The sequence below is a fragment of the Pelagimonas sp. genome, assembly GCF_058892305.1.
Window position 1 is genome coordinate 34,930 of the sequence record NZ_JBZXVN010000013.1, and the last position, 16,808, is coordinate 51,737.

General features: G+C 55.6%; 14 protein-coding genes. 4 read left to right on the forward strand and 10 right to left on the reverse strand.

All coding sequences use genetic code 11. From position 1 onward, the window contains the following. The first annotated feature begins 30 nt into the window (after window positions 1–30). Together AC5EFR_RS05045 and typA are read left to right on the forward strand one after the other, a co-directional pair. A complete protein-coding gene (locus tag AC5EFR_RS05045) occupies window positions 31–360 on the forward strand; it encodes a DMT family transporter (protein ID WP_493574866.1) in 330 nt (109 codons plus the stop codon). 127 nt (window positions 361–487) lie between these two features. Continuing rightward, on the forward strand, window positions 488–2,302 hold the full coding sequence (gene typA, locus AC5EFR_RS05050) for a translational GTPase TypA (protein ID WP_493574867.1): 1,815 nt from the start codon (window positions 488–490) through the stop codon (window positions 2,300–2,302). A 36-nt stretch (window positions 2,303–2,338) separates the two neighbouring features. On the opposite strand, the gene AC5EFR_RS05055 is transcribed toward typA, so the two are convergent. The 6 genes from AC5EFR_RS05055 to recA form a co-directional block, all read right to left on the reverse strand. Next, window positions 2,339–2,641 carry a hypothetical protein gene (locus AC5EFR_RS05055; protein ID WP_493574868.1) on the reverse strand — a complete coding sequence of 101 codons (303 nt, stop codon included), beginning with the start codon at window positions 2,639–2,641 and terminating at the stop codon, window positions 2,339–2,341. A 163-nt stretch (window positions 2,642–2,804) separates the two neighbouring features. After that, window positions 2,805–3,074 (reverse strand): hypothetical protein, encoded by a 270-nt coding sequence (locus AC5EFR_RS05060; protein WP_493574869.1) that lies wholly within the window; start codon window positions 3,072–3,074, stop codon window positions 2,805–2,807. Between the two features lie 469 nt (window positions 3,075–3,543). Next, window positions 3,544–3,831 (reverse strand): DUF1330 domain-containing protein, encoded by a 288-nt coding sequence (locus tag AC5EFR_RS05065; protein WP_493574870.1) that lies wholly within the window; start codon window positions 3,829–3,831, stop codon window positions 3,544–3,546. 3 nt (window positions 3,832–3,834) lie between these two features. Then, window positions 3,835–6,510, reverse strand: a complete 2,676-nt coding sequence (alaS, locus tag AC5EFR_RS05070) for an alanine--tRNA ligase (RefSeq protein ID WP_493574871.1) — start codon at window positions 6,508–6,510, stop codon at window positions 3,835–3,837. A 77-nt stretch (window positions 6,511–6,587) separates the two neighbouring features. After that, window positions 6,588–7,484, reverse strand: a complete 897-nt coding sequence (locus tag AC5EFR_RS05075; RefSeq protein ID WP_493574872.1) for a bifunctional helix-turn-helix transcriptional regulator/GNAT family N-acetyltransferase — start codon at window positions 7,482–7,484, stop codon at window positions 6,588–6,590. A gap of 79 nt (window positions 7,485–7,563) precedes the next feature. Then, a complete protein-coding gene (recA, locus tag AC5EFR_RS05080; RefSeq protein ID WP_493574873.1) occupies window positions 7,564–8,628 on the reverse strand; it encodes a recombinase RecA in 1,065 nt (354 codons plus the stop codon). A 171-nt stretch (window positions 8,629–8,799) separates the two neighbouring features. On the opposite strand from recA, the gene AC5EFR_RS05085 reads away from it, so the two are divergent. Continuing rightward, a complete protein-coding gene (locus AC5EFR_RS05085; protein WP_493574874.1) occupies window positions 8,800–9,393 on the forward strand; it encodes a gamma-glutamyl kinase in 594 nt (197 codons plus the stop codon). Here AC5EFR_RS05085 and AC5EFR_RS05090 read toward each other — a convergent pair whose 3' ends face one another. From AC5EFR_RS05090 to AC5EFR_RS05105, 4 genes are all read right to left on the reverse strand, one after another. Further along, complete coding sequence (locus tag AC5EFR_RS05090) at window positions 9,394–11,685, reverse strand: ATP-binding protein (protein ID WP_493574875.1); 2,292 nt, start codon at window positions 11,683–11,685, stop codon at window positions 9,394–9,396. It lies immediately after the preceding gene. A 113-nt stretch (window positions 11,686–11,798) separates the two neighbouring features. Beyond that, window positions 11,799–12,950: an RsmB/NOP family class I SAM-dependent RNA methyltransferase gene (locus tag AC5EFR_RS05095; protein ID WP_493574876.1), complete on the reverse strand. Its 1,152-nt coding sequence runs from the start codon at window positions 12,948–12,950 to the stop codon at window positions 11,799–11,801. Window positions 12,951–13,254: 304 nt separating this feature from the next. Next, window positions 13,255–14,112, reverse strand: a complete 858-nt coding sequence (locus AC5EFR_RS05100) for a hypothetical protein (protein WP_493574877.1) — start codon at window positions 14,110–14,112, stop codon at window positions 13,255–13,257. Continuing rightward, window positions 14,109–15,242, reverse strand: a complete 1,134-nt coding sequence (locus tag AC5EFR_RS05105) for a DNA cytosine methyltransferase (RefSeq protein ID WP_493574878.1) — start codon at window positions 15,240–15,242, stop codon at window positions 14,109–14,111. Before AC5EFR_RS05105 ends, AC5EFR_RS05100 begins: the two co-directional genes overlap by 4 nt. A gap of 149 nt (window positions 15,243–15,391) precedes the next feature. Between AC5EFR_RS05105 and AC5EFR_RS05110 the strand changes: the two genes are divergently transcribed. Next, entirely contained in the window at window positions 15,392–16,768 is a 1,377-nt protein-coding gene (locus tag AC5EFR_RS05110; protein WP_493574879.1) for an MATE family efflux transporter, read from the forward strand. The last annotated feature ends 40 nt before the right edge of the window (window positions 16,769–16,808 follow it).

The following is a 16,808-nucleotide window of genomic DNA, read 5'->3' on the forward strand; positions in this document are numbered from 1 at the left end:
CCTTCCCCTCGCCCTCTTGTTGGATGCCCGATGCCTTACCTGATCCTCGCGCTGGCCATTCTGGCCGAAACCATCGGCACCACCGCCCTACAGGCCAGCCAACAATTTACCAAACCCCTGCCCGCTCTGATCACGGTGATCGGCTACGGCGCGGCCTTCTATCTCTTGTCGATCGCGCTCAAGACCTTCCCGGTTGGCATTGCCTATGCCATGTGGTCAGGACTTGGCATTGTCTTGATCGCAGCGATTGGGTTTGCGGTCTTTGGTCAAAAGCTCGACCTGCCGGCGGTGATCGGCATGGGCTTTATCATTGTCGGCATTGCCATCATTAACCTGTTTTCAAGTTCAGCCACCCACTGATCCTGCGTCATCCCGCCGAAAAAGGCGCTATTTCGCGACAACTCATCAAAGCCTCTGGCCTTTTGGGTCTAGGCCCGTTACGGGCTGCGCAACTCTCGAATATTCTTGCGAACAAGGCGGCCCTCTCATGGACATGCGCAACATTGCGATCATCGCGCACGTTGACCACGGCAAAACGACACTGGTTGACGAGCTACTGAAACAATCGGGCGCGTTCCGTGCCAACCAAGCCGTGGCTGAACGGGCCATGGATAGCAACGATCTCGAACGCGAACGTGGCATCACCATTTTCGCCAAACCGACATCGGTGGAATGGAAAGACACGCGGATCAACATCGTTGATACCCCCGGCCACGCCGATTTCGGTGGTGAAGTGGAACGTATCCTGTCGATGGTTGACGGTGTTGTTCTTTTGGTCGACGCGGCCGAAGGCCCGATGCCCCAGACCAAATTCGTGACCTCCAAGGCACTGGCACTTGGCCTACGTCCTATCGTTGTGGTCAACAAGGTCGACAAACCCGATGGCGAACCTGATCGCGCTCTTGACGAAGTCTTTGATCTCTTCACCGGATTGGACGCCGATGACGATCAGCTCGACTTCCCACATATGTATGCTTCGGGCCGCGCTGGCTGGGCCGATCATGAACTTGATGGGCCACGCAAAGATCTGAGCGCGCTGTTTGACCTGATCGTCAACCATGTCCCCGCCCCAAAGCAAATCGCGCATGAGAACGAAGACTTCCGCATGCTGGCGACCACACTGGGCGCTGACGCCTTTGTGGGCCGCACCTTGACCGGTCGCGTTGAAAGCGGTCGCATCAAGGTTGGTGCCTCGGTTCAAGCGATCAGCCGCATCGGCCAAAAGATCGAAAACTTCCGCGTCACCAAAATTCAGGCCTTCCGCGGATTGCAAAACCAAGACATCGAAGAAGCGGTTGCCGGTGATATCGTCACCCTTGCCGGCATGTCCAAGGCAACCGTCGCCGACACCATCTGTGCGCTGGCTGTTGACGAACCTCTCGACGCCCAACCGATTGATCCGCCCACCATCACCGTAACCTTTGGCATCAACGACAGCCCGCTGGCCGGTCGAGATGGTAAAAAGGTTCAGTCGCGGGTGATCCGTGATCGTCTCTACAAAGAGGCCGAAAGCAACGTTGCGATCAAAATCGCCGACACCCCCGGCGGTGAAGCCTTTGAAGTTTCGGGCCGTGGCGAACTCCAGATGGGTGTTTTGATCGAAAACATGCGCCGCGAGGGCTTTGAGCTCTCAATCTCGCGCCCCCAGGTGATTATGCGCGAAGAAAACGGCGTGCGCATGGAGCCGGTCGAAGAAGCAACCATTGACGTGGATGACGAATATTCCGGCGCGGTGATCGAAAAACTGACCGGTACCCGTAAGGGTGAGCTTGTTGAGATGCGTCAGAACGGCGGCAAGACCCGCATCGTGGCCCATGTGCCATCGCGCGGCCTTATTGGCTATCACGGTGAATTCCTCACTGATACGCGCGGCACGGGGGTTTTGAATCGGGTCTTCCACGGCTGGACCGAACACAAGGGCAGCATCCCAGGCCGTCGTGCCGGTGTTCTGATCTCGATGGAAAACGGCGACGCCGTTGCTTATGCGCTTTGGAACCTCGAAGATCGCGGCAAAATGATGATCGGGGCCCAGGCCAAGGTTTATCAGGGCATGATCATCGGCGAACACAGCCGTGAGAACGATCTTGAAGTGAACCCGCTTAAAGGTAAGAAGCTGACCAACGTTCGTGCCTCGGGTACCGACGAAGCGGTGCGTTTGACCACACCTATCACGCTGAGCCTTGAAGAGGCGATTGCCTATATCAACGACGACGAACTTGTCGAAGTGACGCCAAACGCAGTGCGGCTTCGCAAGCGTTACCTTGATCCGCATGAACGCAAGCGGATGTCGAAGAAAGACTAAATAGACAAAAGCCCCGGATTGACCGGGGCTTTTTCTTTACGAGACGCAAAAGGCTGAAAAACGGACCAGCCCGGTGTCGTCTGGCGATTGTAAAACCAGATTGGCGACGTTCTCGCCTGCACCGCCACACAAAGCCCCGTTCGGGTTGCCGTTCAGCTCTAGTTGGCTCCAGCCCGCACCGGCAGTGCCTGTGACGAAATCGCCTTCGCGCGTAACTGAAATATCGCTCAAAGAACGTGTCGTAGGCCGCTCAGATGGGACCGCCTCTTGTTTCTGACCCAGACCACCACAGGCGCTCAACGCGCCAAAGGCGACAACAACAACCCCAAAATTGCGCATTTCAATTCCCCAGTTTTTGCAAAATACATAAGCCGGGTAGACCGCAAGGGCGGGTTTTGCAAGGGCGGGGTTTGCAAAGTGTCTCCAAAAGCAAAGAGGCGCAGGGTGGCAGTCCCTGCGCCTCTCTCTTGGATCAAAAGACCCTATTCTTTATAGGTCAACCTTATTTACAAGGAGCCTTGCGCGCCACGTAGTGACCCGCGGATTTCATGTGCTTGCTCTCTTTGTAAACAGCAGGGTAATGGATCTTGACCATCTGACCGTTGCGGTATTCCCACTCGGTGTGTGCCGCCATGATCAGCGTTTTCGACGTGCTGTAAGTCGCCGGAACCCAAATCTTATTGTAGCACGCTACAACGTTGCCTTCCCATGCGAATGCAGGTGCAGCCAGAGTCGATGCCGCCAAAATTGCGACTGCAAGAACCTTTTTCATAGTCTTTCTCCCAAGAAAAAATTAAAGGTGTTCAAAGTCTAGCCAAGAAGCCGGGGAAGGCGCGACAGGAATTCCTTACTTGCCTACCCGATTCAGGGCTTTCGCAGCAAAAACTATGACTTTAACGGGAATCTGTGCCTGCCAAGCCATAATCAAATGGTTTTATCCACAGGATCACCCGGCTCAGATTTTTCCAATTCGGAAACATTTCCTGACAACGAAAAATTCGTCGCCATTTTGGAAACAATTAACCTTAGTTTTCCCGAATCACTGGCGCTGAAAAGCGTCGAATTCCGCCTTGGCGGGAGATTGCCAAACCACACTCATCGTCGGCGGAAGCTGGCCATATGCTGATGGGTACCTTGGGCTACCAGCAATATCTGGCCGACAGTCACGCCAACGGGCGGCCTGTTCCCAAGCCGCCCGTCTAAATTCGTTAGGTCTGAAACACCGTTAAAACGCGCCCAAATCACTCGGTGATTTCGACCACCAAAAGCTCGCGCTCAGAGGCGTCGCGCGCATGGCTCAGCGCCTCTTGATAGGCGTCCGAATGATAGCATTCTTCGGCCGCTTCGACGCTTGGAAACCGGGCCACAACATTGCGGGGGCGTTCTTTGCCTTCTAGCTGAACATAGCGGCCACCGCGGGCAATGAACGATCCGCCATGCGCGGCAATTGCCGGTCCGGCAAGTTCGGCATATTTGCCATAGGCTTCGGTATCTGTGACGGTCACATGGGCGATCCAAAGTGCGGGCATGTCTTATCCTCCGATGGCGGCTTCTGCCGCTTTGATTGCTGCGTCGGCATTGGCCACATCTTTGGCCCCACCCTGCGCCATGTCCGGACGACCACCGCCGCCCTTACCGCCAAGCTCGACAACTGCGGCTTTGACAAGGTCAACTGCCGACACTTTGCCGGTCATATCCTCGGTTACACCGGCGGCCACAGCCGCCTTGCCGCCCGCATCCGCGATCAGCAACACAGCACCAGAGCCGATGCGGGATTTGTGTTCGTCGATCAGCGCCGGCAGGTCTTTGCCGCTTACACCGGTCAAAACCTGCGCAACAAATGCGACCCCATTGACATCACGAGGCTCGGCACCGCCGCCCTGCCCGGCCCCACCGGCCATGGCAAGTTCCCGCCGAAGCTGGGCGACTTCGTTCGCCAAGGCTTTGCGTTCGTCCATCAGGGCTTTGACCCGCGCCGGAACCTCGGCCACAGGCGCCTTGAGTTCACCTGCGACGGTCGCCAAAGCGTTAGATTGATCCGACAAATAGTCCATCGCCGCCTGCCCGGTGAGGGCTTCGATCCGGCGCACACCGGCCGAAGACGCACTATCGCCCAGCGACACAAAGGCCCCAATGTCGCCGGTTTGGCGCACATGGGTGCCACCACACAATTCCAACGAATAGGTCGCCCCGTCGCTGCCCTTGCCCGATCCGGCCAATTGCCCCATCGACACAACGCGCACTTCGTCTCCGTATTTTTCGCCAAACAAGGCCTGCGCGCCAATGGCACGGGCATCATCGGGCGTCATGATCCGGGTGCTAACCGCGCCGTTTTGACGGATATAGGCGTTCACCTCGGCCTCAACCTTTGCCAACTCCTCAGCGCTCAGCGCTTTGCCGTGGCTAAAGTCGAACCGCAAACGATCCGGCGCATTGAGCGAGCCACGCTGTGCCACATGATCGCCAAGCGCATTGCGCAAAGCTTCGTGCAACAGGTGCGTTGCCGAGTGATTGGCGCGAATGGTGCTGCGGCGGGTGTGATCAACCTCAAGCTCTACCGCTTCTCCTGTGGCCAAAGTCCCTTTGGACACCACGACCTTGTGGGCAAAGATTTTGCCGTCAGCGAACTTGCGGGTGTCGGAAACCGTTGCCGCATCATCGCGGTTTTCAAGGCGGCGGATCACGCCCTCATCGCCAACCTGACCACCGCTTTCGGCGTAAAAGGGCGTTTGGTTGGTCACAACCCAGCCTTCGGCACCTTCGCCCAAAGTGTCGACCTTTTTGCCATCGGCCACCAAGGCCAAAACCTGACCTTCGGCTTTTTCGGTGTCATAGCCCAAGAAATCAGTGGCCTCGGCCCCATCTAGCACGTCAAACCAAACCGCGTTGTCCGCCGCATCGCCCGAACCAGACCAAGCCGCGCGCGCCTTGGCTTTTTGCTCTTCCATGGCGGCGTCAAACCCGTCGGTATCCACCTCGCGGCCCTTTTCACGCAGGGCGTCTTGGGTCAAATCGAGCGGGAAACCATAGGTGTCATAAAGCTTAAACGCCGCCGCACCGGGCAATTGCGCGCCCTCGTCCAGCCCGTCGAGTTCGTCATCGAGAAGTTTCAGGCCCCGATCCAAGGTCTGTTTGAAACGGGTTTCTTCAAGTAACAATGTCTCTTCGATCATCGCCTGCGCCTGCCCCAATTCGGGATAGGCCTGCCCCATCTGGCCAACCAACGCCGGAACCAACTGGTGCATCACCGGATCTTTGGCCCCAAGCAGATGCGCGTGACGCATGGCGCGGCGCATAATGCGGCGCAAAACATAGCCACGGCCATCGTTGGAGGGCATCACACCATCGGCAATCAGGAACGAGGTCGAACGCAAATGGTCAGCAATCACGCGGTGATGGACGTTTTTGTCACCATAGGGATCAACCGACGTGGCATTGGCCGAGGCTTCGATCAGGGTTTTGAACAGATCGGTGTCATAGTTATCGTGGCTGCCTTGCAACAGCGCGCCGATCCGTTCCAACCCCATGCCAGTATCGATCGACTGCATGTCGAGCGCCTTCATCGAGCCATCTTCGAACTGCTCGTTCTGCATGAAAACAACGTTCCAGATTTCGATAAACCGGTCGCCATCTTCCTCGGGTGAGCCGGGAGGGCCGCCCCAAATATGATCGCCGTGATCATAGAAAATCTCGGTACAAGGACCGCAAGGGCCGGTCGGCCCCATCTGCCAGAAGTTGTCCGAGGTTGCGATCCGAATGATCCGATCCTCGGGCACACCCATCTTTTTCCAAATCTCAAAGGCTTCGTCATCGGTGTGATAAACGGTGGTATAGAGCTTGTCCTTGGGGATGCCGTATTCTTTGGTGATCAGCTCCCAAGCGAATGGAATGGCCTCTTCCTTGAAGTAATCCCCAAAGGAAAAGTTGCCGAGCATCTCGAAAAACGTGTGATGGCGCGCGGTATAGCCGACGTTATCAAGGTCATTGTGCTTGCCCCCCGCCCGCACACATTTCTGGGCGGTGGTGGCGCGTTGGTAGTCACGGGTTTCAACCCCTGTGAACAGGTTCTTAAACTGAACCATGCCCGAGTTGACGAACATCAACGTCGGGTCATTGCGCGGCACCAGCGGGCTGGAATCAACGATCTCATGCCCCTGTTTTGCGAAATAGTTCAAAAAGGTCGACCGGATGTCGTTCAGCGTCGCCATGATAATGCGTCCCACAGATAGGTATTTTCCCGAAGATGTACCCGCCTGCCCCGGCACTGTCCATGGGGCAAGGCAGCTCAAGACCCGTCGGTGGCGGTGCTTAGGCTCTTTTCGAAAAAATGTTCGGCGTAGGGATTGTCATTATACCGCTCGATCTCGCGCCATCCGTCATTGCGATACAAGGCCAGCGCCGCAGCGAGACGCCCGTTGGTATCAAGCTGCAGGCGCGACATCCCCAAGCGGCGCGCGTGGTCTTCGATTTTGGTCATCAAGGTTTTCGACAGGCCAAGCCCCCGTGCCGCTGGCGAAACCCAAAGCCGTTTCACCTCCCCCAAACCGCCGCCTTGCCCCTTTAGGCCGCAACACCCTATTGGCAAACCATCTGACAGGGCCAACAAAAAAATCCCTTTGGGTGGGCGGAGGCTTTCTGCTTCTGGGTCGCCCGACGTTTGGCGATCAAACACCACGCCTAAGATGCCACTCAACTCATCACAATAGGCCTGAACACAGGTTTGAATCCGCGCATCTTCGGGATCGGCCACGATGATGTTGATCTGATCCCGGCCCAAAACCGTGGCCACCAAATCCATGGCCTCCAAAAGCGCTTTGGGATTGGAATACCGCAAAAGAACGTCTTCTGCGGCGCGGTTCGTCAGGGCTTCATAGCGTTCAAACGCCTGAACCCCGTCTGCCGTCAAAATCGCGATCCGACGACGGGCATCCTTGGACGCGGATTTGGTTTCAACAAGGCCCTCATTCTCTAAGCCACGCAGCAGGCGGCTCATCAATCCTGAATCCAGGCCAAGATAGTCGCGCAAGTCGGCAACATCGGATTTGCCATGCCCAATGGCATTCAGAACACGGGCGGACCCAAGGGGGCGCCCTAACCCCAAAAAGGATGTGTCCAAAGCGCCGGTTTGTGTGGTCACGGCGCGGCTTAGACGGCGAAAGCGGGAGATATTGTCATCACTCATATTACCTGACTTAAGTCTGGTAAGTGACTTGCGCAAGAAAAAAGGCACCTGAAGCGGTGCCTTTTTCGTATCTCTAGCCTCAATCCTCGACGAGGTCAGGGTCATCCTTTGGCATGTCAAATTCCAAGCCATGAGCGGCCCGAATCTTATCCTCGATCTCAAGGGCAATCCGGCTGTTTTCACGCAGGTAATTCTTGGCGTTTTCACGCCCCTGCCCAATACGTTCATCCCCGTAAGAATACCAAGCACCAGATTTTTCAACCACACCCGCTTTGACACCCAGGTCCAGGATCTCTCCCATTTTTGAGATGCCTTCGCCATACATGATGTCGAATTCAACTTGCTTGAACGGCGGCGCAACTTTGTTTTTCACGACCTTAACGCGGGTTTGGTTGCCTACAACTTCGTCACGATCCTTGATCGCGCCGATACGGCGAATATCCAAACGCACCGAACTATAGAATTTCAAGGCATTGCCACCGGTGGTGGTTTCGGGCGAGCCAAACATCACGCCAATTTTCATCCTGATTTGGTTGATGAAAATAACCATACAATTGGAGCGGCTGATTGATCCGGTAAGCTTGCGCATCGCTTGGCTCATCAGACGGGCCTGAACACCAACGCTGCTGTCACCCATGTCGCCCTCAAGCTCAGACTTCGGTGTCAAAGCCGCAACCGAGTCGACGACAACCATGTTGACCGCGCCGGAACGCACCAATGTATCGACAATCTCCAATGATTGCTCACCAGTATCTGGCTGCGAAATCAGCAACTCATCAAGGTCAACACCAAGCTTTTTTGCATATTGCGGGTCAAGCGCATGTTCCGCGTCGACAAAGGCACAAACGCCACCTTTTTTCTGTTCCTCAGCGATACAATGCAGGGTCAGCGTTGTTTTACCCGAGCTTTCAGGACCGTAAATCTCGATGATCCGCCCTTTGGGCAAACCACCGATCCCAAGCCCGATATCAAGACCAAGCGACCCGGTCGAGGTGGCCTCGATTTCCTGAATGGCATTGCCATCGCCCAATTTCATGATCGAGCCTTTGCCGAACTGACGTTCGATTTGGGCCAAGGCACTATCCAGCGCCTTTTGTTTATCCGCGTTTTTCTTATTCATTGTTAGGAGATCTGCCGTTGCCATCGTTCAAACCCTTATCCCATAGGCCGCCTTGCGCGGCAATTGGCTGTTTTGTTCTCGTATCGTTCTTAACCTTAATGAGATCAAAACGAGAACACTTCAAGTAAAATCTTTGCTTTCCCACGCTGCCCTAGGATGGTTAAAGGAAAGTTACCAAAATAGGGGCAATAGGCGATGTTAGTGTTCTGGAAGCAAAAACTGGTGTTTTTGGCGGTGCCCAAGACGGGAACCTCGGCCTATGAGGCGGCATTGACCCCTGTTGCGTCGATGGTTGTCAATGATCCGCCCGAGCTTAAACACGCGCCGGTTTACCGCTATAACCGATTCTTTCGGCCAATGTTCGACAAGGTTGGGGCCGAGGACATGGAGTTGCTTGCCGTTATCCGAGAGCCGATTAGCTGGCTCGGGTCATGGTATCGCTACCGCCAGCGCCCGTTTCTTGATGGGCGCCCGACCTCGACCAAGGGGATTGGTTTCGATGAGTTTTGTGACGCCTATGCCAAAGGTGATCGCCCACCATTTGCCAATGTTGGCAGTCAATCCAAATTCATCGAACCCCGCCCCAATGGGGTATCCGTGACCCATTTGTTCAAATATGAAAATCAGGCTGGGTTGATCGGCTTTCTCGAAGATCGGCTAGGGGTCGCGTTGGAGCTTCCGCGCACCAATGTGTCGCCGCAGCGCGATTTGGAGTTGTCCAAGGACACCGAGGCAAAGCTCCGGCGCAAATGTGTAGATGATTTTGCCGTCTGGGAGCGCGCGACCTGATTAATGAAACTGGTCGTGAACTGTTTCCGTCAATTCGGACAGTGAGAAGGGTTTCGGCAGGAACACGGAATTGGGGATTTCCTGACTCCCCTCTCCAAAGGCATCTTCAGCATAGCCGGAAACAAACACCACCCGCGTTTCAGGCCGGTCGTTGAGTGCAATGCGCACCCACGTCGGCCCGTCCATACCCGGCATCACAACATCGGTCACAAAGACATCTACGGCTAGGGTGTCGTCCTCCAAAAGCTTCAAAGCTTCTTCCGCTGTTTCGGCTTCGATCACGGTATAGCCGCGCAGTCGCAGGGCTCGGGCAGCAAAGGCGCGAACCGGAGCTTCATCTTCAACCAAAAGCACAACGCCAGACCCTTTTTGCGGGAGCTTCTTTGCCTCTGCCTTTTTGGGCTGAGGCGCAGCTTCGGCTCCGGCTTCGAAGGCTGGGAACAGCAAGGTAAAACAGGTCCCCTGGCCCACCACACTATCGACAAAAATATAGCCACCGGTCTGTTTGACGATGCCATAAACCGTTGAAAGACCTAGTCCGGTCCCTTCTCCGGTGCGTTTGGTTGTGAAAAACGGCTCAAACACTTTTTGGAGCTTATCCTGTGGAATACCCGAGCCAGCGTCATTGACGCGCACCGAAACATAAGTCCCAGGTGGGACAACCGCACGGTCACGGTGCAGCGGTTCACGTAGCACCCGGCGCTCAGTTTCGATGGCAATCTCCCCCCCCTCGACCATGGCATCACGGGCATTCACAACAAGGTTCATCATCACCTGCTCAAGCTGGCGACGATCGCCACGAACTGCGGGCAAAACAGGATCATGATGCAGATTTAATTGTACTTTTTCCCCGACCAAACGGTTGAGCAAATGCGCCAAATCCGACAGAGTATCCCGCAAATCCAGAACTTCGGGCTGCATGGTTTGTTTGCGCGAAAAGGCCAAGAGTTGCCCAACAAGCGCCGCGGCGCGATTGGCGTTTTGGTTGATCTGGACCAAGTCGCCATAGTCAGGGTCACCCTGATCATGACGCAACAAAAGCAGGTCGCAATGCCCTGAAATTGCAGTCAACAAGTTGTTAAAATCATGGGCGACACCTCCTGCCAACTGGCCAATCGCCTGCATCTTCTGGCTTTGGACAAACTGTGCTTCGAGTGTTTTGAGCTCCGTCGCATCGTTCAGAACCGCGACCAAAACTGGCTCACCGTTTTCGACGACACGGTTCAACGTGACCTGCACAAATACTTCTTGGTCAGCCCGCGTAAGTCGGAGGAACTCCGAACGGTGCAGCCCCTTTCCAGAGGCCGCTTCCTGAAGCCAATCGGTTAGGGCACGCCCCAAACCTTCCATATACTCCGTCAAATTGCCCGGTTCGCCCTGCCCAAGATCCAACATCCGGCGCGCTTCTGGATTGGCGCGCAGCACTTTCCCATCTGGTGCCACCTTGATGAGTGGCACCGGCAAACTGTCAAAGCTACCTTGATTGTCACTGCGATCGTCCTCTTCGACAATGGGCGAGAACGTCAGTTCCATCCGGCCGGCACCGGCCTCAACGCACTGAACCAAAACACGTTTGGTCCCGGTCTCGGTCTTCATGTCATGGACCCCACCAGGACGAAGCGGCAAGTCTTCGAATACGTCATCAAGGCGCTTGGCCCGATGCCCCATCAACTCCCGTGCTGCGGCATTCATGAACAAAACCGCACCATTACGGCCCAGTGTCATGACAGGCGATTCACCCCGCGCCTGCTGGCTGCTATGAGCCGCATCCGGTTCAAGGCGCCACAAAACCAGCCCAGGCGGGACACTCCGGACGTGAATCCGAAAGCCTTCGGAATGGCTTGTGATGTCCTCCGTCGCAGATCCGTTGGCCTGAACCTTGTGATAGAGTCGGTAAATTACGCCTTCGGAGCTTGCAAAAACATCACGCAAAACATCCGCCAAGGGCGCGCCGATATCAGTCGTAAACCTTTCGCGCGCAGAGAAATTGGCGTGTTTTAGATTGCCTTCGAGATCGCAGACAAAACAAAATACCGGTTCTTCTTCAACCAGTTCAATGAGCATGGTCACGTGACGGGCTTTGCGTGCGCGGCGCAACAAATCGTAGCAAAACCATCCAATTGACATGGAACCAAGGGCACCCGCTCCGGCCAAGAGAGCCGCGTTAACTGCAGCGGGCAGCGACATGAGCAAAACACACAGAATGCAACCCAGCGCAAGAATGGCAAGCAACAAGCTTCCCCCACGCGGTGTCACCACAAAGGGACGATGCCCGTCATTTTGAGCTGCCATAGCCAAAGTTCAGCCCCTATCTGCCGATTCGTTTACAGGGATAACATCCCCTCGTTGTTAATTACCGGTTAACCCTCACAACAAAACAACCATAGGTAGCATAGGAAATAAACTCAACTCTTTTCGAAAACCGCGCAGAAAAAGCCGTCTCCACCGTCGCTTGGCAAGAATTGCCGCGACGTGAGAAGAGACCATCCACCATGGCGTGCAAGGAACGCTGCGACTTGATCAGAGTTTTCCGCCGCAATGATCGAACACGTCGCATAAGCCAGCTTGCCACCGGGCCCGACAAGCGTCTGAGTTGTATCCAAAATTTCACTCTGCACAGACACCAAATCTTGCAAATCAGAGGGTGAAAACCGCCATTTCCCCTCTGGCGACCGACGCCATGCACCGGACCCAGAACAAGGAACATCACAAAGGACCAAATCATAAGGTCCATTTGGCTTTGTGATTGGGGTGACTTGCGCCCCGGCCCGCGTAGCGCGTGCTGGCAAATCCTTCATCCGTCGCGGATCGGCATCATGAGCGTCGATTTTCCCGGCCATTTTGGCCGCCATCGCCAGGCTCTTGCCGCCTCCGCCCGCGCAATAGTCCAAAACCCGCAAGCCGGGGTCCAAAGGCAGCATATCGACCACCGCCTGAGAGGCGGCGTCCTGAAGCTCAACCTGCCCCGTGAGGTAAGCTTGCGATTGAGCCACCTTGCGCGCGCCGTCGGTGACCAGCAAGCAAGTCGGCGATAGTTCATGAGGAGCCGTTTCAATACCCCCTTGCGCCAACAGGTGTTGTGCAGTTTCTCGATCCGTTTTCAACGTGTTAACGCGTAAAAACACCGGAGCGCGATTGCGGAGCGCACGGGCAGTTGCCTCGGCCTCGGGTCCCAAACCGTCTTGGAAAACGTCCCCCAACCAATCGGGCAAATCCCAGGCTTCAAACCCCTCCGGCTGGCGCTCGGATTGTTGCTCTGCCTCCGACAGAGGGGCCGGTCCATGGCCTTGACCGGCAAACATCGTCTCTACATCCGCGCCGGTTTCGCGCAACATCCCCAAAATTCGGGCCCGGCCCGTCTCTGCGCCGCCCAAAGCCGCCGTGCTGCGCCATTTGCGCAGACAGTCAAAGACATGGTCGCGCACGGCGCGGCGGTCTTTGCTTCCGGCAAAGCGCGAGTTGCGCGCCCAATTGGTCAGCGCTTTTTCGGCGGCAACGCCTTCACCAATACGATCAAGAATGTCAGCGGCGGCTTGCAGGCGGGCGGCGGGTGTCATGGGGACCTCATGAATTGCGTTCCCCCGCCATATGCGAGCCAACGCCACAGGAGCAAGCGCAAAGCGATTTTGGCCACCAACGACCGTGGGCCGGGCAGCAAAACCGATTTACTTCTGGGCTAATATGGCGGCCGCCAATTGCGGATCGGTTGCGGGGTGCCAATCCCGTCCCTTTTACGGTCAATGACCGCTGTGCCGTTTCAGATCGCGATCCGCATGTGGCGCGGGAATGATCCTATTGTCTTGGTTAACCGGTGTCGACAATCCGTCAAAGCCGTTAAACAACCCTTGCACAAGCGCCCGGTTAGGCGCGGCGGATCGGTGTCAAATCTGATTGCTTCAATACATCCAAGCCGCGCCGAATGGTCGTTTTGCGCACAGTATCGGCCCCTTGATGCGCGACTTCGATCTCAACCTGATGCACCTGGTCGGCCTGACCGCCGAAACAGGCATTCATCGCCTCGAGTATACCCACATCCTCAAGTTGGTTCAGACGGGGGCGCGGATTATTGCGCGGGCTAGGAACAGTCGCCGGAAACAAATAGATACATGGCGGCGGCAAACGGTAATGCCCGACCTCTGTGAGGCGATCGGGGGAAAGGGACAATTTCGGACAGGGTCGCGCCGCCGTACCACAGATCCAATCCCAGACCACCAACCCGTCGATCCGTTGATTGCGATCAATCATCTCGGCGCTCAACCGGGTGTGAATACCGGACCAGACATTGTGGCGCGGATCGGCCCCCGGATTGGAACAGACTGACCAAATCACAAATTCATCCGCATGGGGCGGGCGTTCGAAAATATTGGTATTGTTACCGTCCAAACAGCCCTTGAGCTCAATAATCGCGGTGCGATCATTGTTGAGCGTCACCGCGTAATCATGTCGGTTCGCCTCACCGGCGCTGGCCCAATCCTTGATGAAACCGCCAAACCGCATGTGGTCCAAAACCTGGGCCACAAAGCCACGCTTTTCCTTCATCGAGGCGGAATACTGACCGCGAATACGCTCAATGGCCCCGCGAAACAGGCCGGATTGGTAAAAATCCTGCTCGTCCAACCCATGATCACCAAGCAAATGCGCCTCACGTTTGAGCACCTCGGCAAATTCTACGATTTTGAGCCGCAGCTCGGCGTTTTTCTCGCAGGGAATTTCGCTCATGCGGTCTGGCCCTGCGTCGCCGGAATCATCTGTTCAAAAAGATGCTTGGTCAGATGGCGAACAACCGGCACGGCAACGCCGTCACCAGTAAGATGATAGGCCTCATTGTACCGCTCAGGCAGCTGATAGGTTTCTGGAAGGCCCATCAGCCGCGCGGTTTCGCGAGTCGAGATGAGACGCGAGCGGATGCTGTCGTTTTCGACGACCATAATAAGTTGACGCGATGACCCGCCTGCTGGAGTCCGCAAACATCCAGCAATTTCATCAAAACGAATTTCGGCGCGTTGCACCTTGATCCCATGTTCAACGCGGGTGCGTTTGTAGATGGTCCCCACCATACGCACACCCGATGCCTTAGCGGTTTCAACCTTGGCAAGATTGACCTCAGACATCATCGACAAAAGTGTGCGAGTCTCAGATTTGCTGTGCCATTTGGTTGACTTCGGCTGATCCTCAACCAAGTCAGCAAATCGCAAAACCCGTTCCGGTGGCCGTGGCATGTCCCACCACTGCCAGTGTTTTTGCACAGCTTTCGGCAAAGCGTGATAAGCGTTGCAAAGGGCCTTGTTGTGCCATGGCTCCTGTGGAGCCGTGGCCGTAACCCCCTTTGGCAAGGGCAAATCATTGCGCATCGCCACGATGATGAGCCGCGGACGTGATTGCGGCACAAAAAGCGCCGCATCCATAACCAAGGCCCCAAAACGATAGCCCAAGTCGCGCAACGCCCGGCAGATGGCGGTAAAATCCTTGCCCTTGTGAGAGGTCAGCGTACCCAAGACATTTTCCAGCGCAATCACCGCCGGGGCGCGATTTTCATCCCTCAAAGACTGGATATGATGCACAAAGGGCCAAAATGTGCCCGATCGCGCACCCTTTAGGCCACCGCCCATCCCCGCCAATGACAGATCCTGACAGGGGAAACTCCCCCAAATCAGGTGAGGCTGACCCGGCATATCATCCGGCCCAAGGTTACGAATATCATCGACAACAAGATGATCTGCACCCCAGTTTCGTGCATAAGACGCCCCTTTCTTTGCATCAAAGTCATTGGCCAACAAACACGTCCACCCGGTCCCAAGACCGGCGCGCGCCATGCCGCCCCCTGCAAAGAATTCGTAGAATCTGCGCAACTGCCACTCCTTTTGGCCTCTTAGACCATGCCGCTCAGAACGGAGCAAGAACGTATCGTGCCGCAACCGGCGTTTGGATGCGCGAAGTTTGAGATGGACATTACCAAAAAAATTTGTAATTTTTTGTAAATCAAACGCAGCGAGTCCCCATGCCCCACACACCGGCCGTTGCGCCGCCCATGTCCCCTACCTTGTCCCGTGCCGACATTTTTGCACTCGCCTGGCCATTGGGACTTAAGGCGGTGATGGTGCATGGGGTGATTGCCATTGACGCCTTGTTGGTTGCCCCCTTGGGAGAAGAAGCTCTGGCCGCTATGGGACTTGCGGGTGCAATCGGGGGGCTTTTGCTCGGCTTTCAATTTGCCTTTTCCAGCGCCAGCCAAATCCGCATCGCTCAGGCGTTTGGATCAGGAGAGAACATTCCGCTTAAGACCGGATTTTATGTCGGGCTCATGATCAACTTGGTTTTGGCGCTGGCCGGGATCACCCTTGTTTTGCTCTTTGGAGACTTTGTTTTACATACTTTTGCCCATACCCCTTGGATCGCAGATCAGGCCTGGTCCTATTTGATGGTCTTTCTATGGGTGGTGCTGTTTGAGTCCTTTGGTCATGCCTTTACCAGCCATTTTAATGGCACCGGCGAAACCAAAATGTCCTTCTATAGCCAACTTATTGCAATCCCGATCAACGTTGGAGTCAGCCTAGTGCTCATCCATGGGCTACATGGGATGCCTGAGATGGGTGTAACGGGCGCCGCGTTTGGCACGGCGGCGGGGTCTTTGGCGCGCATCCTCTTTTTGGCAGGCCGCTTTTGGGCAAAAACCGGAGCGTTTTTAAAAGTAGCTGGGTGGCGCAATGGCAGTTTTGTCGAGGCCACCCGCCGTCATTTTCGCTTTGCCCTCCCGATTGCGGCGACCTTTTCCAGCGTCACTGTCAGCAACGCGGTCTGTTCGTTCCTCTTTGCCAAGATGAGCGTGAACGCATTTGCGGCCATGACCGTGATCATGCCGTGGATTCATGTGGCGGGTGTTTTTGCCATTGCCTGGGCACAAGCCACGGGTATCCTTGTTGCTCAGCTTTTGGGGCGACGAACCTCGCCCGGCGAACTCGACATTTTCCTAAGCCGAGCTTGGCGGGTGTCTTTTGCCGCCAGCGGAATTGTTTCGCTGACCTATCTTGGGGTGTGCTTTGCTTCGGGCTGGATTTATGCCGATCTCCAAGAGGAAACGCGCTCTGCCCTATGGAGTTTTTCACCTATTCTCTTGCTGCTGCCGTTTCCAAAAGGCTCAAACGCCATATGTGGCAACACCCTGCGCGCCGGTGGCGATACCCTCTATGTGATGAACATCTTTTTGTCCTCCCAATGGCTTTTTCGCATTCCGTTGACCGCGCTGTTCATTTTGCACTGGGACCTATCGGTGACTTGGGTATTTGCCCTGTTCTTGGGCGAAGAGCTGGTTAAATGCCCAATGTTTCATTGGCGATTGTTTCAAAAGAAATGGCAGGCAGGTGGTCTCTCGGAATAATCCCTAAATCGTGTTAGACTTGCCTTTTGCGGAGTTTGAC